A 24,988-nucleotide genomic window follows, 5' to 3' on the forward strand; every position below is an offset into this window, starting at 1 on the left:
AGCTCAGGTCGCGCGTCAGGTCACAGCAGCCCGAGTTGGGTGACCAGCATGGCGATGACCACGACCAGGGTCCAGCCCATGACATGTTCCAGAACCTTCGGGCCGTCGTCCTTCGGGCCGCCGGTACGGGCGCGGGCAGCGGTGGCGGAGTGCGTGGTCATGGCGTCCACCATGCCACCGATTGCGGCTTTTGCGGCCGAGAGCTCGGTCACAGGAGGCCGGGTCAGCGCACGCCGACCGCCGCGAGCGCCCTGGTCTGCTCCGGCGTCGGGAAGGCCGGGAAGTACAGGTAGCAGACCCCACCGGTGCCGGAGGTCACCTTGCCGTCGGCGTTGTAGCGCCTGGTGCGCAGCCAGATGTTCTCGAACTCCCGCCGCCGGTAGACCCGCCGGACCGCGTCGTCGGTGGGCGAGCACGGGTCGTTGGCGATCACGTCGCCGTCCGCGGTGAAGCCGATCACCGTCATCAGATGCCCCGAGGTACCGTAACCGGCGCCCGTCAGCTCGCTCGCCAGGAACGACTGCGAGGTCATGGCCGGGATGCCGGCCGCGATCAGGGTCTCCAGGTCGGTCAGCGAACCGAGCCGCGTCACCACGCCCTGGAGGTCCTTGTACGTGGCCGCGTAGGCCGCGTTGAACGGCCAGTTGCCACAGCCCCCGTACTGGTAGTCGTAGGTGTGACGGGCCGCGTGGCAGACCTGCGGGTCGGCGTAGGACGGGTCGACCCAGGCCAGCTGCGCGGGGGTGGGCCGGCCGCCCCAGTACTCGACGATCATCTGCGAGGACGTGGGGCTGCACCAGGCCTCGCCGCCGTTGTCGTACTCCGGGTACTGGCCCTTGTGGATCTCCTGCGAATACCGCGGGACCTGCAGTTCCCGGGCGAGACCGGGCGTGGAGGCCGGCACGGTGAAGCGGTCCGGGACGTCGGAGCCCATGGCGCCGAGCCGCCAGACCGTCGGGGTGAGGTTGGTACCGGGCCGCCGGTAGAGGGTCAGGCGCAGCTGGTACGACGCGAGACGCAGGCCGCCGCCGGGATCGGCGACGGCGAAGGTGTCCGTCGAGATGCTGCTCCTGCCGTCGCCCTGGCCGTCGACCGAGGTCCGCTTGATGTCCTGGTCGCCGGCCGCCCAGCGGCCCATCACGTACCAGGGGGTGTCGGTGCCGTCGGAGTAGGTGCCGTGCAGTTCGACCTGGATCCAGGTGCCGGCCGGGGTGTCCGCGTTCCAGGAGGCGACGGCCTCGGTGGCGGGGACGGCGAGCCGGTGCACCGGGCCGGTCCAGGTGGCGTACTCCCAGGTGGCGCTCTTGCCGGTGTGGGGGTCGGCGTAGGTGGTGGTCCCGGCCGGGGTGGCGACGACCACACCGGGGCGGTCGCCGGCGACGGCCTCGGCTCCCCTGGCGGTGCCGGTCCGCCAGTCGTCGCAGGTGGTCCAGGAGCAGTGGTCGACGGGGGTGTCCCCGGCCCGGCCGGTGGGCTCCGCGTCGGCGTCGGCGTCGGTCAGTGGTGTCGCGGCCGCGGGGGCGGCGACGACCGCTCCTTGGGCCACGGCAGCCGCGGCGACGCGGGCGGCGGCTGCCAGCACGGTTCTGCGGGACGGCTGTTCGGCTCTGCTCATGGGTGGAAGACCCCCAGGGGTGCACGACGCGGCTGGTCCGGGTGCGGGACTGTGCGCCCACTATGGAACAGGCGCCCTGCCCCTACCAGCACCTGCGCCCGTGCCACGCCCACCGATATTGGTCCTGTCCGCTGAAAGCCCCCGGCGCCGGCCCGGGGACGGGCGCCGGGGCGTTCGGCCGAGGGGTCAGACGAGGTCCATCGCGGCGACCTCGTCGGGGCCGCCGTAGCTGACCGGGCCCTGGAAGCGGCGGCGGGCGGTGGCGAACCACCAGGCCGTGGCCACGACCAGGACGACGGCGAGTGCGATCGGCGCGTAGTTGAAGGAATCGGCCGTGATCGGCGAGGCCTGCGGCAGCATGAACAGGACGCTGCTGAGCAGGATCCACACCACCGCGAGCCAGCCGACCGGCCTGCTCCAGCGGCCCAGGTTCCACGGCCCCGGCTGGAACTCGTCACCGAGGCGCAGCCGCAGGAACACCGGCACGGCGTAGGCGAGGAACAGACCGACGACGTTGACGCTGACGATCGCGGTGAACGCCGTGTGCGACCACCAGCCCGGCGCCACCAGGGCGAGCGAGCAGGCCACCGCGAGCCATACGGCCTTGACGGGCGTCCGGGTGCGGGGGGACACCGAGTGCCAGAGCCGGGAGCCGGGCATGGCACCGTCCCGGGAGAAGGCGAAGATCTGCCTGGTGTTGCTGGTGAGGTTGGCGAGGCCGCAGAAGAGCATGGCGCCGATGACGACGAGCAGCATCGCCTTGGCCCAGCCCATGCCGAGCCCGTCGATGAGAATCTGGACGGGCGGCGCGGAGGAGCTCGCCACCTTGGCGTAGTCACCGATGCTGTAGACGAGGGCGAGCATCAGGACCAGACCGGTGATCGCCGAATAGCCGATGGAACGGATGATGCCCTTGGGGGCGTTGACGGTCGCCTGGACGGTTTCCTCGGACATGTGGAAGCTGCCGTCGAAGCCGGTGAAGGTCCAGCTGGTGACCAGCAGACCGAGCATGCCGCCGTAAAGGCCGTCGGTGAAGCCGGTGTTGTTCACGAAATGCGTCACGAAGGATGCCGACCGGTGATGGTCGGGCAGCACGGTCAGTGTGCTCACGATCACCACGAGTCCGATCAGCAGCCACCACACGGATATCCGGTTCAGTACGGCGACGAGCTGGACGGTGTAGGTGTTGGCGAGTCCCTGGAGCACGATGATCAGGGCCGTGATCAGCACCGTCTGGTGGGCGGTCGGCGTGTACGAGGTCCACTGGAGGGCGACGAACGCCTGGACGAAGGTGGCCGCCGCGTATCCGGTGGCGGCCGTACCGCCGATCTGGCCCACGAAGTTGAGCCAGCCCGTGTACCAGGACCAGGCACCCTTGTGCCGTTTGGCGAGTTTGCCCGCGGAGAAATACAGCGCACCGCTCGTCGGATAGGCGGAGGCGACCTCCGCCATGGCGGCACCGATGCACAGCACCAGTACGCAGACGCCGATCCAGCCGAACACGAGAACACGGGGGCCACCCGCGTTCATACCGAATCCGAAGGACGAGAAGATTCCTGAAAGAATATTGATGATGGTGAAGGAGATCGCGAAATTGTCGAACGCCTTGAATCGGCGGGTGAGTTTCCGTGGATAGCCCATCGCGTGCAGGGTCGCGTCGTCGTCGAGCACGATCGGATCCGCTGTGCGTTCTGACACTTGCCGACCTTTCGCCAGGAGGGACCGGGAGGGACTAGGAGGGGACGGACAGGCCGCAGGCGCGGCGGGACCGGGAGAGCTGTTCGGCGGGCTCGCCGAAGACGCTCCAGGGCATCCGGGAGGCGTACGGCCCCATGGCCGCGAAGACCGCCCGGGCCTCGAACTCGCACTGGGCCATGACCAGGGCGTGCGCGAGGTAGGCCAGGTCGAGCACCGGGGTGAAGCGGTAGCCGGCCACGGCGGGCAGCCAGTTGCGGTAGATGGACAGCGCCGTGGCGCGCCACTGGGGCTGCTCCCAGACCCGCTCGGCGAGCAGTTGGGTGGGGTTGTGGCTCTCCACCAGCGCGACCAGGGGCAGCAGCCGTAACGCCGAGTCGGCGGGGGCCCGCTGGCCGAGGAAGGCGGCGACGTCCCAGGCCGCGGTCACCGAGCCGCCGTGTCGGGCGAAGAAGAAGGAGAGGAAGCGGTGGTGCGCCTCGCGGTGCCAGGGGTCGAGGCCGAGGGTGTGCGCGAACAGCCGCCAGGGCCCCGGCGGCGAGGTCAGCAGGCCACCGGGGGCGGCATCGTGCGGGCGGTGCAGCCGGGCCATGGCCAGCTTGGCGGCCCAGGGCGTGGGGTCGGCGGGGTTCATGGCGGCGGCGCGCTCGCAGGCGGTGAGGGCGATCCGCTCCAGCGCCTCGGCCCGCTCGTCGTGGGCGTCGGCCGCCCGGATGGCGCGCTGCACGGCGACCCGGGCCCACATCAGCGTCGACTCGGGTCCCGGTTCCTCGGCGAGCCAGCGTTCGACCAGGTCGGTGCCGGCCGCCTCGGAGGCCAGGACCAGGGAGCGGTGGGCGCGCAGGGCGAAGTCGGAACGCGTCTCGGCCAGCGCCTCGCGCGCGTTCAGATATCTTCCGGCGCGCACGTCCACGCATACACTCGCCAGGAAGCGGTCATCGGCCGCCGGATGCCATACGTACTGCCCCTCGAATAACTCCGCGGCCATCTTCCCCTGTCCGTCCCCGTGCGACGCGTGCACGCCTGAAGGCACCCTACTCACGGCCGGGGAGGGCGGGAACATCCGAATTCGACATATCGGTCAGCCGGTCGGAAATATTGACGGCCGTTGCTGGAGACCGACGCGAAATTAGTTCAAACCTCGACTTCCCCGGGGTCGCAAACGCCCGCTATGCGCCGCACTACTAGAATGTTTCCGGAAAACACCCCACACCGCGGCACACCTCGGGAATCGTCATTCACCACCTCGCCTCCGCACTCCAGAAGCTGTCCCCTTCCTGCGGGCCGGTCCGGCTCGTCGCCGTCGACGGGCACGCCGGCTCGGGGAAGACCACGTTCGCCGGACGACTGGCCGACGCACTGGGCGGGGCGCCGGTGCTGCACCTCGACGACATCGCCAGCCACGAGGAGCTGTTCGGCTGGACCGGCCGCCTGCTGACCCAGGTGATCGAGCCGCTCGGCCGGGGCGCGACGGCGCACTACTCCCCCTACGACTGGCGGGCCCGCCGCTTCGGCCCGTCCCGCCCGCTGCCACCCGCCCCCGTGGTCCTCGTCGAGGGGGTGGGCGCCGGCCGCCGGGCGCTGCGCCCCCATCTGGCGCGGCTGCTGTGGATGGAGCTGCCGCACGAGCAGTCCTGGACCCGGGGCAGGGCACGGGACGGCGCGGAACAACGGGACTTCTGGGCCCGGTGGGTCGAGGAGGAACGTGAACACTTCGCCGCAGACCCCTCACGGTCCTGCGCCGATCTTCTGGTGACACAGTCGCAGCAGGGGTACGAGGTACTGCCGGGACCCGCGAAGCCGCTTGGACCGGACCAAGACGTCACCCACCGTGACGGTCCGTCGGCGGTGTGCTGAACTTGTGAAGACGCGCCTCGAATAAGTTGCCCGAGTACCTCAACTCTGCTTGACCCAAAGGCCATACAGGTCTTACGTTCTCAAGAAGCGGCTCTCGGAAGCCGCCCCACAGACGCGAAGCCCCCGGTTGTTCCCCCGTGATCGGGGGCTTCGTTCTGCCCTTTGCCCCTTTTGCGTGCGCCGCGCGCGCCCTCGCGCTCACCCTCGGTCACCGACCGGTGTGCGCCCCGTCTGCTCCCGCCTCGCCAAACGGCCTGTGCGGCACCCTTCGGCGGGCGCCGGAACCGCAGGTACGATGCCCTCGGTGCGACCTTCGAACGGCTGCTTCGCGCACCTGCAACTCCGGTCCGCGGCACAGCGGTTCGACCAACGGCGGCCATCGGGGGGAGCCCGGGGGCCAACCACGGGGGCACGGTTTGTGGGGGACGTGATGGAATTCGGCACGCAGGGCCTCGAGGCCCCGGCCGACCTCGCCTGGCTGCGAGGCGTGGACGCCTACACGATGGGCGCCTATCCGCAGGCCGAGGAGGAATTCCGCACCGCGGTGCGGATGGATCCCGGGATGGCCGACGCCTGGCTCGGCCTGCACGCGCTGCGGGTCGACACGACCACCGCGCTGCTGCGGATGTTCCGGCACCGGGACCGCTTCGGCGAACAGCGCGGGCGGCACCGCCGTACGCTCAACTCCTGGTACTGGCTGGGCTGGTGGGTGCAGCCGGTCCTGGAGAGCCCGCGTGATCTGCTGCTCGCCCACGCCTCCCACTGGCTGGACGGCAGACACGTCCCGGAACTCGACCGGGCCCTCGCCGGACTGCCGCCCGTCGACGCCGACCACCACGTCCGCTTCCTGCACTCCTGCCGGGCCTATCTGGTCAAGGACTGGGAGCAGCTGGTACGGCACACCGACCCGCTCCTCGACGATCCCATGCTCGGCATCGAGGCGGGCCTCTTCGGCGGCATGGCCCGCGTCCGTCTCGAAATGTACGGACAGGCCGAACCCCTGCTCTCCGCGGCGCTGATGCGGTGCCGCAGTGAGCAGCCGCAGCGCAAGGAGCTGCGCTACTGGCTGGCCCGGGCACACGAGGGCACCGGCCGCAGCGCCGCCGCGCTCCCCCTGTACCGGGCCGTGCACCGGGTCGACCCCGCCTTCATGGACACCTCCGCCCGGCTGGCCGCGATAGCCGAGGGCGACGGGTACGACGACACCGCCGACCTCGCGTCGATCACCCTCACCGGCGCCGGGCAGGACGTGGTGGACGGGCCCGACCTGCTCGACCCGCTGTTCGGCATGGAGGGACGCGACCTGCGGTTCGGGGAGGCGGAGCCGCCGGCCGGGGCGATGCCGTCGGTGATCGACCCGGCGGTGCGCGAGAAGGTGGTGGCGGCGCCTCCGCTGCCGGCCGGGCCGACCGACCCCGCGTTACTCGAGGAGGCGCTCGCCGAACTGGAGCGCATGGTCGGACTGGAGCCCGTGAAGCGGCAGGTCAAGGCGCTGTCCGCGCAGTTGAACATGGCTCGGTTGCGGGCCGGGCAGGGGCTGCCGGTGCAGCCGCCGAAACGCCACTTCGTCTTCTCCGGGCCGTCCGGTACCGGGAAGACCACTGTCGCCCGGATTCTCGGCCGGGTCTTCTACGCGCTGGGGCTGCTGGGCGGGGACCATCTGGTGGAGGCCCAGCGGGCCGATCTCGTCGGCGAGTACCTCGGCCAGACCGCGGTGAAGGCCAACGAACTGATCGACTCCGCGATCGGCGGTGTCCTGTTCGTCGACGAGGCCTACTCCCTGTCCAACTCGGGGTACGGCAAGGGCGACGCGTACGGCGACGAGGCCCTCCAGGTGCTGCTGAAGCGGGCCGAGGACAACCGCGACCACCTGGTGGTGATCCTGGCGGGCTACCCGGAGGGCATGGACCGTCTGCTGGCCGCCAACCCCGGGCTCTCCTCCCGTTTCACCACCCGCGTCGACTTCCCGTCCTACCGTCCGCTGGAGCTGACCTCCATCGGGGAGGTGCTGGCCGCGGAGAACGGTGACGCGTGGGACGAGGAGGCCCTGGAGGAGCTGCGCTCCATCGCCGGACACGTGGTCGACCAGGGCTGGATCGACGAACTGGGCAACGGCAGGTTCCTGCGCACGCTGTACGAGAAGAGCTGCGCGTACCGGGATCTGCGGCTGTCCGTCTACCCGGGTGCGCTGTCGCGGGACGACCTGGCGACGTTGCGGCTGCCGGACCTGATGCAGGCGTACGGGGAGGTGCTGTCGGGACGGGGGCCGCAGGACCCGGCGGCCGGGATGTAGCTGCGGGTGGGGCGGGCGCTGGGGGAGGAACTGCGCGACCAGCCCCCACGCACCCGCAGCCTGACTACGGCCTCACCGGGCCATGACCTCCTCCGGCTCCCCACTCCCCCGCGGCTCCGGAGCCCGTGGCGGCGTCGGCTGTTCCCGGTGCGCCGGGTCCGTCACCTCGCCGACGAGCAGTTCGAGTACGTCCTCCAGGGCGACCAGGCCGAGCACCTTGCCCTTCGCGTCGGCCACCTGGGCCAGGTGGGTGGCGGCCCGGCGCATCACCGTGAGGGCGTCGTCGAGAGGCAGCTCCGCCCTCAGGGTCGTCATCGGCCGCCATATCTGCTGCGGCACCGCCCGCTCCGAGTCCTCCAGGTCGAGTACGTCCTTCACGTGCACGTAGCCCATGAAGGCACCGGACTCGGCCGCCACCGGGAAGCGGGAGTACCCGGTGCGGGCGGTGAGCTCGACGATCTGGCCCGGGGTGACCGACGGCGGGACCGTGATCAGGGACTCGCGTCGCAGGAGGACGTCCGTCACCGGGCGGGAACCCAGTTCCAGCGCGTCCTCCAGGCGCTCCCGCTCCTCGGGGCCGAGAAGCCCCGCCTGGCCGGAGTCCTCCAGGAGCCGGTTCAGCTGCTCGCTGGTGACGACGGCCTCGACCTCGTCCTTCGGCTCCACCCGGAAGAGCTTGAGGATGCCCTGGGCGCAGGCGCCGAGCGCGACCGTGATCGGCCGGCACACCCGGGCGAAGGCCACCAGGCCGGGACTCAGCCAGAGCGCCGCCTTCTCCGGTGCCGCCATCGCCAGGTTCTTCGGCACCATCTCACCGATGACCAGGTGGAAGAAGACGACACCGGCCAGCGCGATCACGTAGCCGAGGGGGTGGATCGTGCCTTCGGGCAGGTGGATCGCCTCGAACAACGGCTCCAGCAGATGCGCCACGGTCGGTTCGGCCACCGCGCCCAGGGTCAGCGAGCACACGGTGATGCCGAACTGGGCCGCGGCCATCATCTGCGGCAGTCGTTCCAGGCCGTACAGCACCTGGCGGGCCCGCGCCGTGCCCAGCGGTTCGATCTGGCTGCGGCGGACCGAGACCAGCGCGAACTCCGCGCCCACGAAGAAGCCGTTGGCCAGTACCAGCACCCCGGCGAAGACCAGTTGCAGGACGCTCATCGGGCGGCCTCCGCGACGGCGGGGGCGACCCGGACCAGGCGGACGCGTTCGGCACGGTAGTGGCCGACGCGGCGGACCGACAGCCGCCATCCGGGCAGTTCCGCGCGGTCGCCGGGCGCCGGGATACGGCCGAGCAGGTCGGCGACCAGTCCGGCGACCGTCTCGTACGGGCCCTCCGGCACGTCCAGACCTATCCGCTGGAGGATGTCCACGCGGACGCTGCCGTCGACGTCCCAGGCCGGCTTGCCGTCCTGGGAGGGGGCGGTGGAGAGTTCCGGCGCGTCCGGGCTGTCGTGCTCGTCGCGGACCTCGCCGACGAGTTCCTCGACGATGTCCTCCAGGGTGACCACGCCGGCCGTGCCGCCGTACTCGTCGACGACGACCGCGATGGGCTGTTCGCTGCGCAGCCGTGCCAGCAGGGGCTGGACCGGGAGTGTCTCGGGGACCAGCAGCGCCTGGCGGGCGATGCGGCCCACGGGGGTGTGCAGCCGTTCGTGCACGGGCACCGCCAGTGCGTCCTTGAGGTGGGCCATGCCGACGATCTCGTCGATCTTCTCCCGGTAGACGGGGAAGCGGGAGAGGCCGGTGGCCCGGGTGAGGTTGACGACGTCCTCGGCGGTCGCCGAGTCCTGGAGCGCGCTGACCTTCACCCGCGGGGTCATGACGTGCTGGGCGGTCAGCTCGCCCAGGGACAGGGTGCGGACGAACAGGTCGGCCGTGTCCTGCTCCAGGGCGCCGGCCTGAGCCGAGTGCCGGGCCAGGGAGACCAGCTCGCCGGGGGTGCGGGCGGACGCCAGCTCCACGGCCGGTTCGACCCCGAGGGCGCGCACGAGCCGGTTGGCGACCGTGTTCAGCGCGGCGATGACCGGGCGGAAGAGCCGGGAGAAGCGGGCCTGGGGGCCGGCGACGAAGCGCGCGACCTGGAGGGGCTTGGAGACCGCCCAGTTCTTGGGTACGAGTTCGCCGATCACCATCTGGATGGCCGAGGCCAGCAGCATGCCGACGACCACGGCGATACCGGAGACGGCGCCCTCGGGGAGGCCGATCGCGGTGAACGGGCCGCGCAGCAGCGCGGCCAGTGCCGGTTCGGCGAGCATGCCGACGACCAGGGAGGTGATGGTGATGCCGAGCTGGGTGCCGGACAGCTGGAAGGACAGCTCCTTCAGCGATTCGACGACCGTACGGGCACGCTTGTCGCCGTCGGCGGCGGCCTTCTCGGCCTCCGGGCGTTCGACGGTGACCAGGCCGAACTCGGCGGCCACGAAGAAGCCGTTGGCGAGGATGAGCAGGAACGCCGCTGCCAGGAACAGCAGGGGGGTGGTCATGATGCCGCCGCCTCCGCTTCGTCGCGGACTTCGCCGCAGCGGTCCGCGGTATGTCGGGAGGGGGCGGCGCAGGTACTACAGGACGATCCGTCCATCGCCGGAGAGGGTCACTCCTCGGGTAGCAGGAACCCCTGTGCGCGGGGCGCGCGACAGGGGCGGAGGCGGGACGTGAAAAGCCTCCGCCAACAGATTAATCAAGACAGGGGCCGTTGCGGCAGGGTCGACGGCCCCGAGACGCCCCCGAAGTTGCGTGATCTCAGCCCTGATGCTGCTCGGGGTCGTGGATCGCGCGGGCCTCGGCGAGGGCTCGCAGGGCCTTGGCGTCGGCGATCGCGCGCTGCCTGGCGATGCCCGGCTGGATGCCGAGCGCGGGCAGGCTGGTGCCGTCGCTGAGGTTGAGGAACACCCACGGGTCACCCGGGCGGAGGTTCACCTGGAGGATCTCCGCCCACTCCAGGTGCCGCTCGCCGGCGATGTTGACGACGGTGACCCCGGACTCCTCCGCGACGACCTTCACGCGGGCCAGCCGCGCCAGCACCCAGAAGATCAGTGCACCGGTGAGGACGAAACTGAGCTTCTCCCCCGGGCCGAGCTGCTCCAGGAGCAGCGCGACGCCGGATATGGTGAGGAAGATCGCGGCACCCGCTGTGAGCAGGATCGCGCGCGTGCGGCCCGGCCGGAAGGTGACGGGCAGGGTGGGCAGCTCGGACATCTCTGGCAGACCCTCAGAGGCGGCAGGCGTGGATGGCCGTGGTGAGGATGGCGCGGGCGCCCAGGTCGTACAGGTCGTCCATGATCCGCTGGGCGTCCTTGGTGGGGACCATGGCGCGGACGGCGACCCAGCCCTCGTTGTGCAGCGGGGAGACGGTCGGCGACTCCAGACCCGGGGTGAGGGCGACGGCCTTCTCCAGCTGCTCGACCCGGCAGTCGTAGTCCATCATCACGTACGTCCGGGCGACCAGGACGCCCTGGAGGCGGCGCAGGAACTGCTGGACCTTGGGTTCCTCGGCGTCGGCGCCGGTGCGGCGGACGACGATCGCCTCGGACTTCATGATCGGCTCGCCGAAGACCTCCAGGCCGGCGTTGCGCAGGCTGGTGCCGGTCTCGACGACGTCGGCGATGACCTCGGCGACGCCCAGCTCGATGGCGGTCTCCACGGCGCCGTCGAGGTGGACGACGAAGGCGTCGACGCCGCTGTCGGCGAGGTGCTTGGCGACGATGCCCTCGTAGGAGGTGGCGACCGTCTTGCCCTTGAGGTCCGCCAGGGTGCTCGCGGCGCCCGGCTTGGAGGCGAACCGGAAGGTGGAGCGGGCGAAGCCCAGGGGGAGGATCTCCTCGGCGTTGGCGCCGGAGTCCACCAGCAGGTCACGGCCGGTGATGCCGATGTCGAGGCGGCCGGAGGAGACGTAGATCGCGATGTCGCGGGGTCGCAGGTAGAAGAATTCCACGTCGTTGACCGGGTCGACGATACGGAGTTCCTTGGACTCCCGGCGCTGCCGGTAGCCGGCCTCATGCAGCATGTCCGCCGCAGGGCCTGAGAGGGAACCCTTGTTGGGGACGGCGATGCGCAGCATGAGGTCGGCTTCCTTCGCTTCGAGGGCTGAAAGGGGGGTGTCTGTGAGGGGTTTCACAGATGGGCGTAGACGTCGTCCAGCGAGATCCCGCGGGCGACCATCATCACCTGGACGTGGTAGAGCAGCTGCGAGATCTCCTCGGCGGCCGCTTCCTTGCCCTCGTACTCGGCGGCCATCCAGACCTCGGCGGCCTCCTCGACGACCTTCTTGCCGATGGCATGGACGCCCTTGCCGACCAGCTCGGCGGTGCGGGACGTGGCGGGGTCGCCGTGGGCGGCCTTGTGCTGGAGCTCGGTGAAGAGCTCCTCGAAAGTCTTGTTGGACATGGTGAGCGCCAGACTACGCCAAACGCCGCCTCGCTCAGTGCCAGGGTTCGGATACTGAGCGGAGGGTGGCCGCCGTCGCCACCGCCGCCGTCACCGCCTCGTGGCCCTTGTCCTCGTTCGAACCGGGCAGACCGGCGCGGTCCAGGGCCTGCTCCTCGTTGTCGCAGGTGAGTACGCCGAAGCCGACGGGGACGCCGGTGTCGACGGAGACCTGGGTGAGGCCCTGGGTGACGCCCTGGCACACGTACTCGAAGTGCGGCGTGCCGCCGCGGATGACGACGCCGAGGGCGACCACCGCGTCGTAGCCGCGGCCGGCGAGGACCTTCGCGGCGACCGAGAGTTCCCAGGTGCCGGGGACGCGGAGCAGGGTGGGCTCGTCGATCCCCAGCTCGCGCAGGGCGCGCAGGGCGCCGTCCACCAGTCCGTCCATCACCTTCTCGTGCCACTGGGCCGCGATGACGGCGACCCGCAGGTCGCTGACATTGCGGACGGACAACTCCGGTGCACCCTTGCCGCTCACGTACGTCTCTCCTCAGTGCTGTTTCTCTACTGGTTCGCGCAGGTGGCCACGGCCGGCGTGTCCAGCCAGGGCAGGTCGTGGCCCATCCGGTCCCGCTTGGTGCGCAGGTAGCGGAGGTTGTGCTCGCCCGCCTGCACGGGCATCGGCTCGCGCCCGCTGATCCTGAGACCGTGGCTGAGCAGCGCGTCGCTCTTGTCGGGGTTGTTGGTCATCAGGCGGACGCTGTGGACACCGAGGTCGGCCAGGATCCGGGCGCCGGCGCGGTAGTCGCGGGCATCGGCGGGCAGGCCGAGTTCGAGGTTGGCGTCGAGGGTGTCGCGGCCGCGTTCCTGGAGTTCGTAGGCGCGCAGCTTGGACAGCAGCCCGATGCCGCGGCCCTCGTGTCCGCGCAGGTAGACGACGATGCCCCGGCCCTCTGCCTGGATGCGTTCGAGCGCCTCGTCGAGCTGGGGGCCGCAGTCGCAGCGGGCGGAGCCGAAGACGTCCCCGGTGAGGCACTCGGAGTGGACGCGGACCAGGACGTCCTCACCGTCGCCGATCTCGCCGTGGACGAGGGCGACGTGCTCGACGCCGTCGGCGGTGGAGCGGTAGCCGTACGCCGTGAAGGTGCCGTGCCGGGTGGGCAGCCTGACCTCGGCCTCGCGGCGGACGGCCGGTTCGGCGGACCGGCGGTAGGTGATCAGGTCCGCGATGGAGATGATCGTCAGGCCGTGCTTGCGGGCGAACGGGATCAGCTCGGGGAGGCGGAGCATCCGGCCGTCCTCACCGGCGATCTCCACGATGGCACCGGCGGGGCGCAGGCCCGCGAGCCGGGCGAGGTCGACGGCGGCCTCGGTGTGGCCGTCGCGGGTGAGGACGCCGCCGGGACGGGCGCGCAGCGGGAAGACGTGGCCGGGGCGGACGAGGTCGGTGGGCTCGGCCTCGCCGCTCGCCAGCAGCTGGAGGGTGGTGGCGCGGTCGGCGGCCGAGATACCGGTGGTGACGCCGTGCGCGGCGGAGGCGTCCACGGAGACGGTGAACGCGGTCTTCATGGACTCGGTGTTGTCCTCGACCATCTGCGGCAGCCGGAGCCGTTCGAGTTCGTCGCTCTCCATGGGGGCGCAGATCAGGCCGCGGCACTCGCTCATCATGAAGGCGATGATCTCGGGGGTGGCCTTCTCGGCGGCGATGACGAGGTCGCCCTCGTTCTCGCGGTCCTCGTCGTCGACCACCACGACCGGGCGGCCGGCGGCGATGTCGGCGATGGCCTGCTCGACCGGGTCGAGAGTGAGTCCGTCGATGTCGTCGGTGTGGTGGAGAACGGGTGCCGCGGTCATGCGGGTGCTCCTTCCAGAGCGGGCCGCGAGCCCTGGCGGGAGCGCAGCCACCAGTCGCGCATGCCCCACAGGACGAGCGCGCCGTATATGACGTAGACGAAGCCGGAGAAGGCGTAGCCGTTGGCGAAGTTCAGGGGGACGCCGACCACGTCGACCAGGAGCCAGGCGATCCAGAACTCGACCATGCCGCGGGCCTGGGCGTACATCGCGACGATCGTGCCGACGAAGATGTAAGCGTCCGGCCACGGGTCCCAGGACAGGGACGGGAAGGCCTTGAAGAGCAGGGCGACGGCGACCGTGCCGACGGCCGCGGCGGCGAGCATCGCGCCGCGCTCACGCCAGGTGGCGAAGCGGGGGACGATGTGGCCGTCGCCGGACTGGCCCTTGTTCCGGTTCCACTGCCACCAGCCGTACAGGGCGACCACCATGACGACGACCTGCTTGCCCGCGCTGCCGGCCAGGTGGCCGTAGAAGGCGATGAACAGGACCAGGCCGGAGAGGAACTGCACCGGCCAGGTCAGCAGCGAGCGCTGCCAGCCGAGGGCGAGGGTGATCAGCCCCAGGATGTTGCCGATCATGTCGGACCAGATGATGCGCTGGCCGAGGAGGGTGAAGGCCTCGGAGTTCAGCCAGTTCACTTGCCCGCTCCCTGCGTGTTCGCAAGCAGCCGCTCGACGTACTTGGCGACCACGTCGACCTCGAGGTTGACCGGGTCGCCGGGCTGCTTGTGGCCGAGCGTGGTCAGGTCGAGGGTGGTGGGGATGAGGCTGACCGTGAAGTAGTCCTGGCCCGCCTCCACGACGGTGAGGCTGATGCCGTCGACCGTGATGGAGCCCTTCTCCACGACGTAGCGGGCGAGGTGGGCCGGGAGCGAGACCTTGACGATCTCCCAGTTCTCGGAGGGGGTACGGGCCAGCACCTCGCCGGTGCCGTCGACGTGGCCCTGCACGATGTGGCCGCCGAGGCGGGAGCCGACGGCGGTGGGACGCTCCAGGTTGACGCGGGAGCCGACGCCCAGGGCGCCGAGGGAGGAACGCTGGAGGGTCTCCGCCATGACGTCTGCGGTGAACTCGTCGCCCTCGTGCTCCACGACGGTCAGACAGACCCCGTTCACGGCGATGGAGTCGCCGTGCTGTGCGCCCTCTGTCACTACGGGGCCACGGAGCCGGAAACGGGAGGCGTCGCCGAGGTTCTCGACGGCGGTGATCTCACCCAGCTCTTCGACGATTCCGGTGAACACTTCCCGGGTCCTCCTGCCTCAACGGGGCGCGGACTCCGGGGCCTGTCGAAGGACGACAGAATGTACGGGTGAGCACACTGGGGCGACGCCGACGAGGTCCCGCCCGGCATCGGACGAGACCAGATACGGCGGCGCGCACATGTACATGCTCGCCCGCCGCGCACTGCCTCCCATCCGGACTTTAACCGTCGGTCCAGGAATTTCACCTGGTCAACCGGCCGCTGGAAGCGGACGGGTCGCGGACTGTAACCGCCGGTTCGGAGTTTCACCGACCCCGGAGTGCGCTGCTTCTGGTACACCGCCAGTGTGCCACGCCCGATGGTGGTCCATACAGGGGAACCGTGTGGGCTGCCTCACAGTCGGTGACGCTGGACTTCTCACCAGGGGCGCCGCGTGCCCAACGGCCGTGCGGGCCCGCGCTCTTGACTTCGATTCACCCCTATTGACCCCGCTGGTCTAGTCCTTTTAGGGTGCGGTCGGCCCGGCGGCGGTGACGACGGCCCTTGCCCGTCGCCGGGTCGCGCCGATGTCACATTTTCCGGGGTCCCCCGGGTCGTATCCGCCGGAGGGGCGTTCCGGCCGGGAGCGCCCGGTGTCCGGAGGGACGGAACGACATGACCACGACCCTGGTGACCGGCGGAACCGGAACGCTGGGCAGGCTCGTCGTCGGACGGCTGCGGGCGGACGGCCACGAGGTGCGGGTGCTCAGCCGGCACGCCCAGCCCCACGCCGTGGACCTGCGCACGGGCGGGGCCGGGCTCGACACCGCGCTGACCGGTGCGGAAACGGTTGTGCACTGCGCGAGCACGCCCAAGGGCGGTGACGAGCGGGCGGCGGCGAACCTGATCGCGGCGGCGCGGCGGGCCGGGGTGGGCCATCTCCTGTACATCTCGATCGTGGGGGTGGACCGGGTGCCGCTCGGCTACTACCGGGTGAAGCTCGCGGTGGAACGGCTGGTCGAGGAGTCGGGGCTGGGCTGGACCGTGCTGCGCACGACGCAGTTCCACGATCTGCTGGTGACGCTGTTCGAAGGGCTTGCGAAGGTGCCCGTGCTGCCGGTGCCGCGCGGGGTGGCCGACCAGCCGATCGAGGTGGGTGAAGTCGCCGGCCGGCTCGCGGAGTTGGCCGGCGCGGGACCGGCGGGGCGGGTGGCCGACATGGGCGGGCCCGAGGTGCGGTCGCTGGAGTCGCTGGCGCGGGCGTACCTGGCGGCGAGCGGACGACGCCGGGCGCTGGTCGGGGTGCCGTTGTTCGGCGGGGCGTACCGGGCCTTGCGGGAGGGTGGACATCTGGCACCGGAACAGGCCGTGGGGAAGGGCACGTTCGAGGATTTCCTGGCCCGGCGCTGACGGCGCGCGGGCTCAGGTCAGCGGTCAGGGGGCGCGAACAGGTCGTCCTGAGCGCGCTCCCGGGCGGTCAGCAGGGCGCCGCGCAGTACGGCCGCGCCGCCGAGGGTGCTCGCCCGTACCTCCGTGGCCATCGGGGACATCCGGCGCAGCCGGGCCTCGACGCGGGCGGCGAGCGCCGCGCCGCCGGCCGGGCCGACCTCTCCGCCGAGCACCACGCAGCCGGGGTCCAGGACGGCGACGACAGCGGCCACGCCCACGGCGATACGGTCGGCGAGCTCATCGAGAAACCGGGAGTGCTCGGCACGGGGGGCCGGGTCGGGCCGGTGGTCGGGTGCGGGCGCGTCGTGGCTGGCCGCGCCGTTCCCCACGCCCCTGTCGGGCGCTGACACGTCGACGTCGGCACGGGAGCCCGATGGGAGGACCGGCCGGTTGTCGGGTGCCGGAACGCCGTGGCTCGTCGCGCAGTTCCCCGCGCGCCCGAGGGGCGCAGCCGGGTCCGCCTCGGCTCCGGGGATCGGACGGGACGACGACCGGCGGCCGAGCGCGGCGGCCTCGTGGCCGGTCACGCCGTTCTCCGTGTCTCCGAGGGGTGCGTCGGTGTCGTCGGGTGTTGTTCGGGTGGCCTTCTCCACGGCCTGTGCCGCGGTGTCGAACGGCGCCATCCCGCACTGTTCGGCGAGTTCCGTGATCGCTGCCGCTCCCACCAGGGAGTGGTAGCCGCCCGAGCAGTCCGTCGCCGACGGGAGCACCGGGGTGCCCGGGACCGGCAGGAAGCCGATCTCGCCCGTGGCGCCGGAGGCGCCCCGGCGCAGGCTGCCGTCCAGGACGACGGCGGCGCCGGGGCTGTCGCCCAGCCAGAGCAGGACGAAGGTGTCCCGGTCGCGGGCCACACCCTCGCGCTGCTCGGCGAGGGCGGCCAGGCTGGTCTCGTTCTCGACGCTGACCCGGGCGTCGGGAAAGCGCTCCTGGAGGACGGCGCCCAGGCGGCGGTGCCAGGCGGGCAGCCCCGCGGAGTCGCGGAGTTCGCCGGTGGCCGGGTCGACGAGTCCGGGCGCCCCGATGCCGACGGTGTGCAGCCGCCCCCCGCCGGTGGCCTCCGCCTCCTTCACCGCCCGCTCCACCAGCCCCACCGCCTGCTCGACGGCGGCCGTGTTCCCCGCCTCCGGGCCGACCGGCACCGCCCCCTCGGCCAGCACCCGCCCCACCAGGTCCGAGACGAGCACCGAGACGCTCTCGGTGCGCACGTCGAGGGCGGCCAGATACGCGCGGTCGGCGACGATCCCGTACAGCCGTGCGTTCGGCCCGCGGCGCTGCTCGCCCGCCTCGCCGACCACCGTGATCAGGCCGGACGCGGTGAGCCGTTCGACCAGGTCGGCGACGGTCGGCCGGGACAGCCCGGTCAGCTGCTTCAACTGGCCTGCCGTCAGCGGCCCTTCCCGCTGGAGCAGGCCCAGCGCGAGCCGGTCGTTGATGGCCCGGGCGGTACTAGGTGATGCGGGCATGACGGGCATCCTCCCAGAACGGGCGGCCCGGGACGGCCACTTCGCTCCCTATCTATCAGGCAGGGTCCCTGATAGTTTACGGCGGACAGCGGGGCGGCATCCGGCCGGGGAGGGCGGGACCATGAGAGACATGGACCACGGGCAGGGCGAGGTGAGGCGCTCGCGGTACGCCGTCGCGGCCGTATTCACCGTGCACGGTGCCGTCACCGGCTCGTTCGCGACCCGGGTGCCGTGGATCCAGGACCATGCCTCGCTGGGCGCGGGACAGCTCGGCTTCGCGCTCGCGTTCGGGGCGTTCGGCGCCTCGTGCTCGATGCCGCTGGCGGGCCGGATCAGCCACCGCTTCGGCAGCCGTAACGCGATGCGCGGCCTGATCGCACTGTGGACGCTGGCCCTGGTACTGCCCGCCCTCGCGACGAACATGTACCTGCTGTGCCTGGCGATGTTCGTGTACGGGGCGAGCGCGGGCACGGCCGACGTCGCGATGAACGCGCTCGGCGTCGAGGTGGAGCGGCGGCTCGGAAAGTCGATCATGTCGGGGCTGCACGGCATGTGGAGTGCGGGTGCCCTGACCGGCTCGGCGGCCGGCACCCTCGCCGCGCACCTGGGCTCGGACGCCCGGCTGCACTTCGCGCTGGCGGCGGCCACCCTGACCCTGCTCGGGATCCTGGCCGCCGGCTGGGTCCTGGACCTCGAGCCGGAGGCGGACGAGGAGCCGCCGCCGCGGTTCGCGCTGCCGCCCCGCTCGGCCCTGCTGATCGGCGCGGTGGGCTTCTGCGCGGTGTTCGCGGAGGGAGCGAGCCTGGACTGGTCGGCGGTGTTCCTGAAGAACCGGATGGAGAGCTCGGCCGGGCTCGCGGCGGCCACCACCACGGGGTTCATGCTGACCATGGCGATCGCCCGGATCAGCGGGGACACGGTGGTCGACCGCTACGGCGCGGTGCGCACCGTGCGCGGCGGCGGGGTGCTGGCCGTGCTCGGCGGGCTGCTGATCGTCCTCGCGGGGCGTCCGGCGGTGGCGATGACGGGGTTCGCGCTGATGGGTCTCGGTATCGCGGTGGTCGTACCGCTGTGCTTCGCGGCGGCCGGGCACGCCGGACCGAACCCCAGCCAGGCCATCGCGGGCGTCGCGACGATCACCTACACCTCGGGGCTGGTCGCCCCGAGTCTGATCGGCGGGGTGGCTCAGGCGACCAGTCTGGTGGTGTCGTTCGGCCTGGTCACGGCGCTGACCTTCGGCCTGGTGGCGTTCGCCGGCGTGCTGCGGTCCGGGGAGCGCGGGGTCCGGGCCGAGGTCAGCTCCCGGGCCGCAGCAGTTCCCGACCCGCGGCCCTGAACCGCTCGCTCCACGGGGCCGGGCGCAGCGTTTCGGCGTCCAGCCGGACCAGGACCCGGGTGCCCCGGGCGTAGGTGACCGCGCCGTCCACCGAGCAGAACCGGAAGCCGTAGGTCAGGCCGGTGGTGCCGAGCCGTTCCAGCCACAGGTGGACGGCGTAGGCGCCGGGCCGGGTGACCGGTGCCTCGTAGCCGATGCGGAGTTCCCTGACCGCGTTGCAGGCGTCCTCGGCCGCGGCCCAGTCGCCCTCGAAGGCGAAGCCGTGCTCCTGCCACAGCTCGGCCCAGGCCCGCTCGACCATCACCGGGTAACGGGCGTTGTGGAGCAGCCCGAGCGCGTCCAGGTCGTCGAAGTGGACGGTGACGGGGATCAGCCGGCCGTAGGACAGGGCGGGGGCGGTCGGGGCTTCGGCGGTCACGGGCGGGGCTCCTGAGCACGGGGACGGAGTGGCGGGGACACTCCATCCTAAGCGGGCGCTCAGGATCCCCGGCCGGGAAGGGGCCCGGTGCGGACCGGGCCCCTCGGGGCCGCCGGGCTCAGCCCGCGATCGAGTCCAGCTGCTCGGCGGCGGGCCGCAGGGCCCAGAGGTCGCCGCCGGGCGGCGCCTCCAGCCGGCGCACCGCCTGCTGCGCCGCCCTGTCACCGGCGTCGGCCGCCGCGTGGACGACGTCGGCCGCCGCGTAGCGGTGGAACTCCAGCTCCGGGTACGGCCAGGCGGCGGCGCCGGTCGCGGCGGGCAGCAGATAGTCGACGGCCTTGAACAGGCCCTGCCCGTCAGGCCCCCGGTAGGACCAGAGGTCCACCCCGACATGCCGGCCGATGGCCGCGAGCCGAGTGTAGGCGACCAGGTCGAAGGCCGAGTAGTGCCAGCTCCGGGTCCGGGCCAGTTCCTGCGGCTGACTGCCGTCGCCCGCGATCTGCGGGTCGATCCGCTTCGTCCGCGCGTCCAGCACGGTCTTCCTCGCCAGCGCCTTGTCGCCGGTCGCGTAGGCGAGGGCGGCGAGCTGCATGTCGTAGAAGGTGCCGTGGTTGTTGGCGGCGGCGCCCTCCTCCTTGCCGAAGGCACTGTTCCTCAGCCAGTCGCGGAAGTCGATGTTCCAGTTCCGCATGCCGGCGCGGTCCCGGGCGCTCCAGCCGGGGGCTCCGGTGCCGAGGAGGGCGAGCGCGTCGACCACACTCGTGTACGACTGGGAGAAGTCGATGATGCCGATCGACCGGCCGTCGTACTTGCAGGGGATGAACTGGGCGTGGTTCAGGTTCGGGTTCATCCGGGTCGCCGGGTCCAGGAACCAGGTGCGCAGCACCTGCCCTGCCTTCTCGGCGTACGCCCGCCTGCCCGTGTAGTACCAGGCCAGGGAGAGGTCGTACGTCGAGTCGAAGACCTTCTCGACGTCCTGGCGGTCGGTGCCGCTGTCGACCTCGGGATTGCGCTGGCCGTCGCGCTGCACATAGGGGCAGCCCCAGGGGTTGTCGGCGGTGGGTGTGGTGGTGGGCCACCAGTAGGGCGCCTGGCTCAGGTAGTCGTGCACGTCACCGCCGGGAGCGGGCTTCGGTTTGTCGACGACCGTCCAGGGGCCCTGGTCCAGCCAGCCGTCGGCGCGTGCGGTCAGGTCCTTGACGGCGCGGCGCAGTCCCGGGTCGCCGTGACCGAGTTCCGCCCTGGTGCGCTGGAGACGGGCGCCGTCGAGGACGGCGGTGTCGGGCGCCCGGTCCGTCCTCGCGGTCGCGTGGGCGGAGGGGGCGAGCACGGCCGCGACAGCCGCGAGTGCCGTCAGGACGACGGCGGCGCGGGATCTTCCACTCATCGAGCACTCCGATCGCCTATTCAGACATATGAACACAGTTCATGAGTAGGACCGTGTGAGCGTAGGACCACCAGGTAGCCGTGACAATGGTCCGGACCGACTTCACGTACAAAGAAAGCGAAGCCCCACCATGGATCTCGGCGTGCGCTGGAAACTGCACGGCGACGGGCGTACGCCCGCGCCCGGAGCGGTGGTACGCCCCGACGAACGGCTCTCCTGGCCCCGCACCGTCGGGCTCGGCGCCCAGCACGTGGTGGCCATGTTCGGCGCGTCCTTCGTGGCCCCCGTCCTGATGGGCCTCGACCCCAATCTCGCGATCATGATGTCCGGCGTGGCGACCGTGATCTTCCTGCTGGCGACGCGCGGCCGGGTCCCCAGCTACCTCGGCTGTTCACTGTCGTTCGTCGGGGTGGCCGCGGTGATCCGCGCGCAGGGCGGGACGAGCGCCACGGTCACCGGCGCGACCCTCGTGGTCGGCGTCGTGCTCTTCCTGATCGGGCTCGCCGTCCAGCGCTTCGGCGCCCGGATCATCCACACCGCGATGCCGCCGATCGTGACCGGCGCGGTCGTGATGCTGATCGGCTTCAACCTGGCGCCCGTCACCGCCGCCACCTACTGGCCGCAGGACCAGTGGACGGCGCTGCTGGTGATGCTGTTCACCGGTCTGGCCGTCGTCTGTCTGCGTGGTTTCTGGTCACGGGTCGCGATCTTCCTGGGCCTGGTCTTCGGCTACGTCCTGTCCTGGGCCCTCGACCGGATCTTCGGCAGGATCCACTCGATGAGCCCGAGCGGCAAGGTCACCGATCACTGGCGCCTCGACCTCTCCGGCGTCGGCAAGGCCGACTGGATCGGGCTGCCGTCCTTCCACGGACCGTCCTTCCAGTGGTCCGCGGTCCTGGTCGCCCTCCCGGTCGTGATCGCCCTGGTCGCGGAGAACGCCGGACACGTCAAGGCCGTCGGCGAGATGACCGGCGACCCGCTGGACGACAGGCTCGGCACGGCGATCTCGGCGGACGGCGTCGCCTCGGTGCTCTCCACCGCCGTGGGCGGCCCGCCCAACACCACCTACTCCGAGAACATCGGCGTGATGGCCGCGACCCGTGTCTACTCCACCGCCGCCTACTGGGCCGCCGCCGGCTTCGCGCTGCTCTTCGGCGTCTGCCCCAAGTTCGGCGCGGTCGTGGCCGCCGTCCCGGGCGGGGTGCTCGGCGGCATCACGGTGATCCTGTACGGCATGATCGGCCTGCTCGGTGCCCAGATCTGGCTGCACGCCAAGGTGGATCTGCGCAACCCGCTGAACCTGGTCCCGGCCGCCGCGGGCATCATCATCGGCGTCGGCAACGTCAGCATGAAGTTCACCGACACCTTCTCCCTCAGCGGCATCGCGCTCGGCACCCTGGTCGTCATCACCGGCTACCACGCGCTGCGCGCCATGGCCCCGGCCCACCTCAAGTCCCAGGAACCGCTGCTCGACGAGGGCACCAGCTCCTACGACGACGCCCAGCCCTAGGCACCCGGCGGGTGCGGGTCCCCGCGACCGGCGGTTCCCCCGTTCCGGGGAAGCGCCGGGCCCGTCGGCACGTGCGCCGGCCCGGGGCTGGCACCCTTCCCCCATGGCGCAGCTGGAACACCTCACCGCTCCGGTCGGCACTGTCGTCTCCCGGATGCGCGCCCTGGACGAGGACCTCCCCCGGCGGGACGGCGTGGCGGTCTTCAACCGCGTCTACCTCGCCGTCACGGAGGAGGTCGAACAGCGCCTGGAGGCGGGCCGGTTCGGGGATCCGAGAGCCGCGGCGACGCTGGACGTGCGGTTCGCCGAGCGGTACCTGGCGGCGGTGGACGCGGAGACCGCCGGCCACCGTCCGCCGGCCTGCTGGCGGCCGTTGTTCCAGTTCCGCCGGCACCCGGGGGTACGGCCCCTGCAGTTCGCCCTCGCGGGCATCAACGCGCACATCGGGCACGATCTCGCGCTGGCCGTGGTGGACGCCTGCCGTACCCTCGGCTGCGAACCGGCCGAGCTGGAGGACGAGTTCGACCGCGTGGGCGACCTTCTCGTCTCCCTGGAGGAGCGGATCCGGGAGGATCTGATGCCGGGTCCCGACCTGCTGCAGGTCGCCGACCCGCTGACCCATCTGCTCGGTTCCTGGAGCCTGGAACGGGCCCGGGACGCGACCTGGTCGGCGGCGCGGGCACTGTGGGCGCTGCGCCGGTTCGAGGGCCTGGCAGAGGAGTTCGCCGAACGACTGGACGCGGCGGTCGGCCTCGCGGGCCGGATGCTGCTCACCCCGCTGCGGGACTGAGCCGAAAGCACCGGCCCGGCCCGTCTAGTCCTCGGGGAGTTCGACCGGCGCGATCTCGTCGTAGACGTCGCCGGGGCCGGGGTTGGTCCGGTCGGTCTCTCCGCCGAAGTGGTGCATGACACCCCAGACCGCGTTCAGCGCGGTCTGCACGGCGCCCTCGGCCCAGCCCGCCGTCCAGGAGATGTCGTCGCCGGCGAGGAAGATGCCCCGCTTGCCGTCGGGCAGCCGGTCCTGCATGAAGTGCGTGAACAGGCGCCGCTGGTAACGGTAGTGGCCGGGCAGGTTGGCCTTGAACGCGCCCATGAAGTAGGGCTCGTTCTCCCAGGAGACGGTCACCGGGTTGCCGATGATGTGCTTGCGGATGTCGACCTGGGGATAGATCTCGCCGAGCGACTTGAGCATGACCTCCATCCGCTCGTGCGCGGACAGCGGCAGCCACTTCAGGCTGTCGTCGCACCAGGTGTACGAGAGGCAGATGACGGCGGGGCGGTCCGGGCCGTCGTCGAGGAGGTAGGTGCCGCGGGTCATGCGGTCGGTGAGCGTCATCGACATCACGTCCCGGCCCGTCTTCTCGTCCCTGTCCAGCCAGAACGGCCGGTCCACGGGCACGAAGAGCTTGCTGGACTCCATGTAGTGGGTGCGCTCGATGGCGGTCCAGTGGTCGATCGGGAAGAGCGAGTCGTCGCAGGCGATCTTGGAGAGCAGCATCCAGGACTGGGCGGTGAAGACCGCCGCCCGGTAGGTGCGGATGTCGCCGTTCGCGTCGGTCACGGTGATCCGGTTGCCGGCCGCGCGGTGCAGCCGGGTCACGGCGGGGCGGGGCTCGCCGTTCACGTGCAGGGACCGCAGCGAGGTGCCCTGGGCCCAGTGCACGATCTTCTCCGGCTCACGCTCCCAGAGCCTGAGCGGCAGTTGCTGGGAACCGCCGACGATGCCCCGGTGGTGGTCGTCGGCCTCGGTGTAGACGACGCGCAGGATCTCCAGGATCGAGTTGGGGAAGTCCGTGTCCCAGCCGCCCGTGCCGAAGCCGACCTGACCGAAGATCTCCCGGTGCCGGAAGGACCGGAACGCCTCGGAGTCGCAGAGGAAGCCGTAGAAGGTCTGGTTGTCGAGCTTCTCCACCAGCCTCGACCAGATCTCGCGGATGCGCGGCACGTCCCGCTCGCGCATCGCACGGTTCATGTCGGAGAAGTCGGCGCCCTCCTCCAGGCACTTGTTCCAGGCGGCGGCGACATCCCGGTAGACCTGCGGCAGGTCGGCGGCCGTCTCGGCGTAGTGCGACTCGCCCTTGAGGTCGACCACGGTCGAAGGGGTCGCCGCCGAAAGGGGGTTGGGGAACGGCCGGGTCCGCAGGCCCACCAGGTCGATGTAGTGCTGCAGGGCGGTGGACGAGGGCGGGAAGCGCATCGCGCCCATCTCGGCGGTCAACGAGGGGTCGCAGCCCTCGAAGCCGACGGTCCGCAGCCGGCCGCCGATCCGGTCGGCCTCGTAGACGACCGGCTTCAGGCCCATCTTCATCAGCTCGTACGCGGCCACGATGCCGGACAGTCCGCCCCCGATGACCGCCACCTCGCTGCCGTGCTCGGTCGCCGGGACCTGGCCGAGGCCCGCCGGGTGGGCGAGGAAGTCGTCGTAGGCGTAGGGGAAGTCCGGGCCGAACATGGTGATCGGCGGCTGCTGCTCGTCGGCGTGCTCGACGGCGCTGGGCACCGTGGACGTCATGGGGTACGGACTCCTTGCGACATGCGTGAAGAAGAAAGAGAAGAAGGGGCGG

23 protein-coding genes and 1 riboswitch are annotated in these 24,988 nt (G+C 71.3%); of the genes, 6 read left to right on the forward strand and 17 right to left on the reverse strand.

Annotated features, from left to right (window positions below; all coding sequences use genetic code 11):
* Positions 1-20 precede the first annotated feature (20 nt).
* The 4 genes from ABZ646_RS02550 to ABZ646_RS02565 form a co-directional block, all read right to left on the reverse strand.
* Positions 21-161 (reverse strand): SCO1431 family membrane protein, encoded by a 141-nt coding sequence (locus ABZ646_RS02550; RefSeq protein WP_308310962.1) that lies wholly within the window; start codon positions 159-161, stop codon positions 21-23.
* 62 nt (positions 162-223) lie between these two features.
* Positions 224-1,615, reverse strand: a complete 1,392-nt coding sequence (locus tag ABZ646_RS02555; protein ID WP_360512166.1) for a peptidase C39 family protein — start codon at positions 1,613-1,615, stop codon at positions 224-226.
* A gap of 186 nt (positions 1,616-1,801) precedes the next feature.
* On the reverse strand, positions 1,802-3,256 hold the full coding sequence (locus ABZ646_RS02560; RefSeq protein WP_360512229.1) for an amino acid permease: 1,455 nt from the start codon (positions 3,254-3,256) through the stop codon (positions 1,802-1,804).
* A gap of 91 nt (positions 3,257-3,347) precedes the next feature.
* A complete protein-coding gene (locus ABZ646_RS02565; protein WP_360512168.1) occupies positions 3,348-4,298 on the reverse strand; it encodes a hypothetical protein in 951 nt (316 codons plus the stop codon).
* 248 nt (positions 4,299-4,546) lie between these two features.
* Here ABZ646_RS02565 and ABZ646_RS02570 point away from each other — a divergent pair, with 248 nt between their 5' ends.
* The gene (locus tag ABZ646_RS02570; protein ID WP_360512231.1) at positions 4,547-5,167 is read left to right on the forward strand and encodes a hypothetical protein; all 621 of its coding nucleotides are present in this window, start codon (positions 4,547-4,549) and stop codon (positions 5,165-5,167) included.
* A gap of 430 nt (positions 5,168-5,597) precedes the next feature.
* Complete coding sequence (locus ABZ646_RS02575) at positions 5,598-7,460, forward strand: AAA family ATPase (RefSeq protein ID WP_360512169.1); 1,863 nt, start codon at positions 5,598-5,600, stop codon at positions 7,458-7,460.
* 72 nt (positions 7,461-7,532) lie between these two features.
* Here ABZ646_RS02575 and ABZ646_RS02580 read toward each other — a convergent pair whose 3' ends face one another.
* From ABZ646_RS02580 to ABZ646_RS02620, 9 genes are all read right to left on the reverse strand, one after another.
* Positions 7,533-8,621, reverse strand: a complete 1,089-nt coding sequence (locus ABZ646_RS02580) for a hemolysin family protein (protein WP_360512171.1) — start codon at positions 8,619-8,621, stop codon at positions 7,533-7,535.
* A complete protein-coding gene (locus ABZ646_RS02585) occupies positions 8,618-9,946 on the reverse strand; it encodes a hemolysin family protein (protein WP_360512173.1) in 1,329 nt (442 codons plus the stop codon). The genes ABZ646_RS02580 and ABZ646_RS02585 overlap by 4 nt, the downstream gene beginning before the upstream one ends.
* Before the next feature lie 256 nt (positions 9,947-10,202).
* Entirely contained in the window at positions 10,203-10,658 is a 456-nt protein-coding gene (locus ABZ646_RS02590; protein ID WP_360512175.1) for a PH domain-containing protein, read from the reverse strand.
* A 13-nt stretch (positions 10,659-10,671) separates the two neighbouring features.
* Positions 10,672-11,520, reverse strand: a complete 849-nt coding sequence (gene hisG / locus ABZ646_RS02595; protein ID WP_360512177.1) for an ATP phosphoribosyltransferase — start codon at positions 11,518-11,520, stop codon at positions 10,672-10,674.
* A 53-nt stretch (positions 11,521-11,573) separates the two neighbouring features.
* A complete protein-coding gene (locus ABZ646_RS02600) occupies positions 11,574-11,846 on the reverse strand; it encodes a phosphoribosyl-ATP diphosphatase (protein ID WP_030946750.1) in 273 nt (90 codons plus the stop codon).
* 34 nt (positions 11,847-11,880) lie between these two features.
* On the reverse strand, positions 11,881-12,366 hold the full coding sequence (gene ribH, locus ABZ646_RS02605) for a 6,7-dimethyl-8-ribityllumazine synthase (protein ID WP_360512179.1): 486 nt from the start codon (positions 12,364-12,366) through the stop codon (positions 11,881-11,883).
* A gap of 26 nt (positions 12,367-12,392) precedes the next feature.
* Complete coding sequence (locus ABZ646_RS02610) at positions 12,393-13,682, reverse strand: bifunctional 3,4-dihydroxy-2-butanone-4-phosphate synthase/GTP cyclohydrolase II (protein ID WP_360512181.1); 1,290 nt, start codon at positions 13,680-13,682, stop codon at positions 12,393-12,395.
* Positions 13,679-14,320 carry a nicotinamide riboside transporter PnuC gene (gene pnuC / locus ABZ646_RS02615; protein ID WP_360512183.1) on the reverse strand — a complete coding sequence of 214 codons (642 nt, stop codon included), beginning with the start codon at positions 14,318-14,320 and terminating at the stop codon, positions 13,679-13,681. Before pnuC ends, ABZ646_RS02610 begins: the two co-directional genes overlap by 4 nt.
* Positions 14,317-14,922 carry a riboflavin synthase gene (locus ABZ646_RS02620; RefSeq protein WP_360512185.1) on the reverse strand — a complete coding sequence of 202 codons (606 nt, stop codon included), beginning with the start codon at positions 14,920-14,922 and terminating at the stop codon, positions 14,317-14,319. Before ABZ646_RS02620 ends, pnuC begins: the two co-directional genes overlap by 4 nt.
* Before the next feature lie 156 nt (positions 14,923-15,078).
* A riboswitch (FMN riboswitch) is annotated at positions 15,079-15,209 on the reverse strand.
* A 327-nt stretch (positions 15,210-15,536) separates the two neighbouring features.
* On the opposite strand from ABZ646_RS02620, the gene ABZ646_RS02625 reads away from it, so the two are divergent.
* On the forward strand, positions 15,537-16,271 hold the full coding sequence (locus ABZ646_RS02625) for an SDR family oxidoreductase (protein WP_360512187.1): 735 nt from the start codon (positions 15,537-15,539) through the stop codon (positions 16,269-16,271).
* A gap of 17 nt (positions 16,272-16,288) precedes the next feature.
* Here the strand turns inward: ABZ646_RS02625 and ABZ646_RS02630 are convergent, their stop codons facing one another.
* Complete coding sequence (locus ABZ646_RS02630; protein WP_360512189.1) at positions 16,289-17,773, reverse strand: ROK family transcriptional regulator; 1,485 nt, start codon at positions 17,771-17,773, stop codon at positions 16,289-16,291.
* Positions 17,774-17,903: 130 nt separating this feature from the next.
* Between ABZ646_RS02630 and ABZ646_RS02635 the strand changes: the two genes are divergently transcribed.
* Entirely contained in the window at positions 17,904-19,109 is a 1,206-nt protein-coding gene (locus ABZ646_RS02635) for an MFS transporter (protein ID WP_360512233.1), read from the forward strand.
* Here the strand turns inward: ABZ646_RS02635 and ABZ646_RS02640 are convergent.
* Both ABZ646_RS02640 and ABZ646_RS02645 read right to left on the reverse strand, forming a co-directional pair.
* Positions 19,069-19,527: a thioesterase family protein gene (locus ABZ646_RS02640; RefSeq protein WP_360512191.1), complete on the reverse strand. Its 459-nt coding sequence runs from the start codon at positions 19,525-19,527 to the stop codon at positions 19,069-19,071. The two genes, ABZ646_RS02635 and ABZ646_RS02640, sit on opposite strands and share 41 nt — an antisense overlap.
* Before the next feature lie 118 nt (positions 19,528-19,645).
* Complete coding sequence (locus tag ABZ646_RS02645; RefSeq protein ID WP_360512193.1) at positions 19,646-20,914, reverse strand: alginate lyase family protein; 1,269 nt, start codon at positions 20,912-20,914, stop codon at positions 19,646-19,648.
* A 130-nt stretch (positions 20,915-21,044) separates the two neighbouring features.
* Here ABZ646_RS02645 and ABZ646_RS02650 point away from each other — a divergent pair, with 130 nt between their 5' ends.
* Positions 21,045-22,424: a solute carrier family 23 protein gene (locus tag ABZ646_RS02650; RefSeq protein WP_360512195.1), complete on the forward strand. Its 1,380-nt coding sequence runs from the start codon at positions 21,045-21,047 to the stop codon at positions 22,422-22,424.
* A gap of 103 nt (positions 22,425-22,527) precedes the next feature.
* Positions 22,528-23,214: a DUF5995 family protein gene (locus tag ABZ646_RS02655; RefSeq protein WP_360512197.1), complete on the forward strand. Its 687-nt coding sequence runs from the start codon at positions 22,528-22,530 to the stop codon at positions 23,212-23,214.
* A 24-nt stretch (positions 23,215-23,238) separates the two neighbouring features.
* Here the strand turns inward: ABZ646_RS02655 and ABZ646_RS02660 are convergent, their stop codons facing one another.
* Positions 23,239-24,936: an NAD(P)/FAD-dependent oxidoreductase gene (locus tag ABZ646_RS02660; RefSeq protein WP_360512199.1), complete on the reverse strand. Its 1,698-nt coding sequence runs from the start codon at positions 24,934-24,936 to the stop codon at positions 23,239-23,241.
* Positions 24,937-24,988 lie beyond the last annotated feature (52 nt).

This window comes from Streptomyces sp. NPDC007162, assembly GCF_040634175.1.
GTDB lineage: Bacteria > Actinomycetota > Actinomycetes > Streptomycetales > Streptomycetaceae > Streptomyces.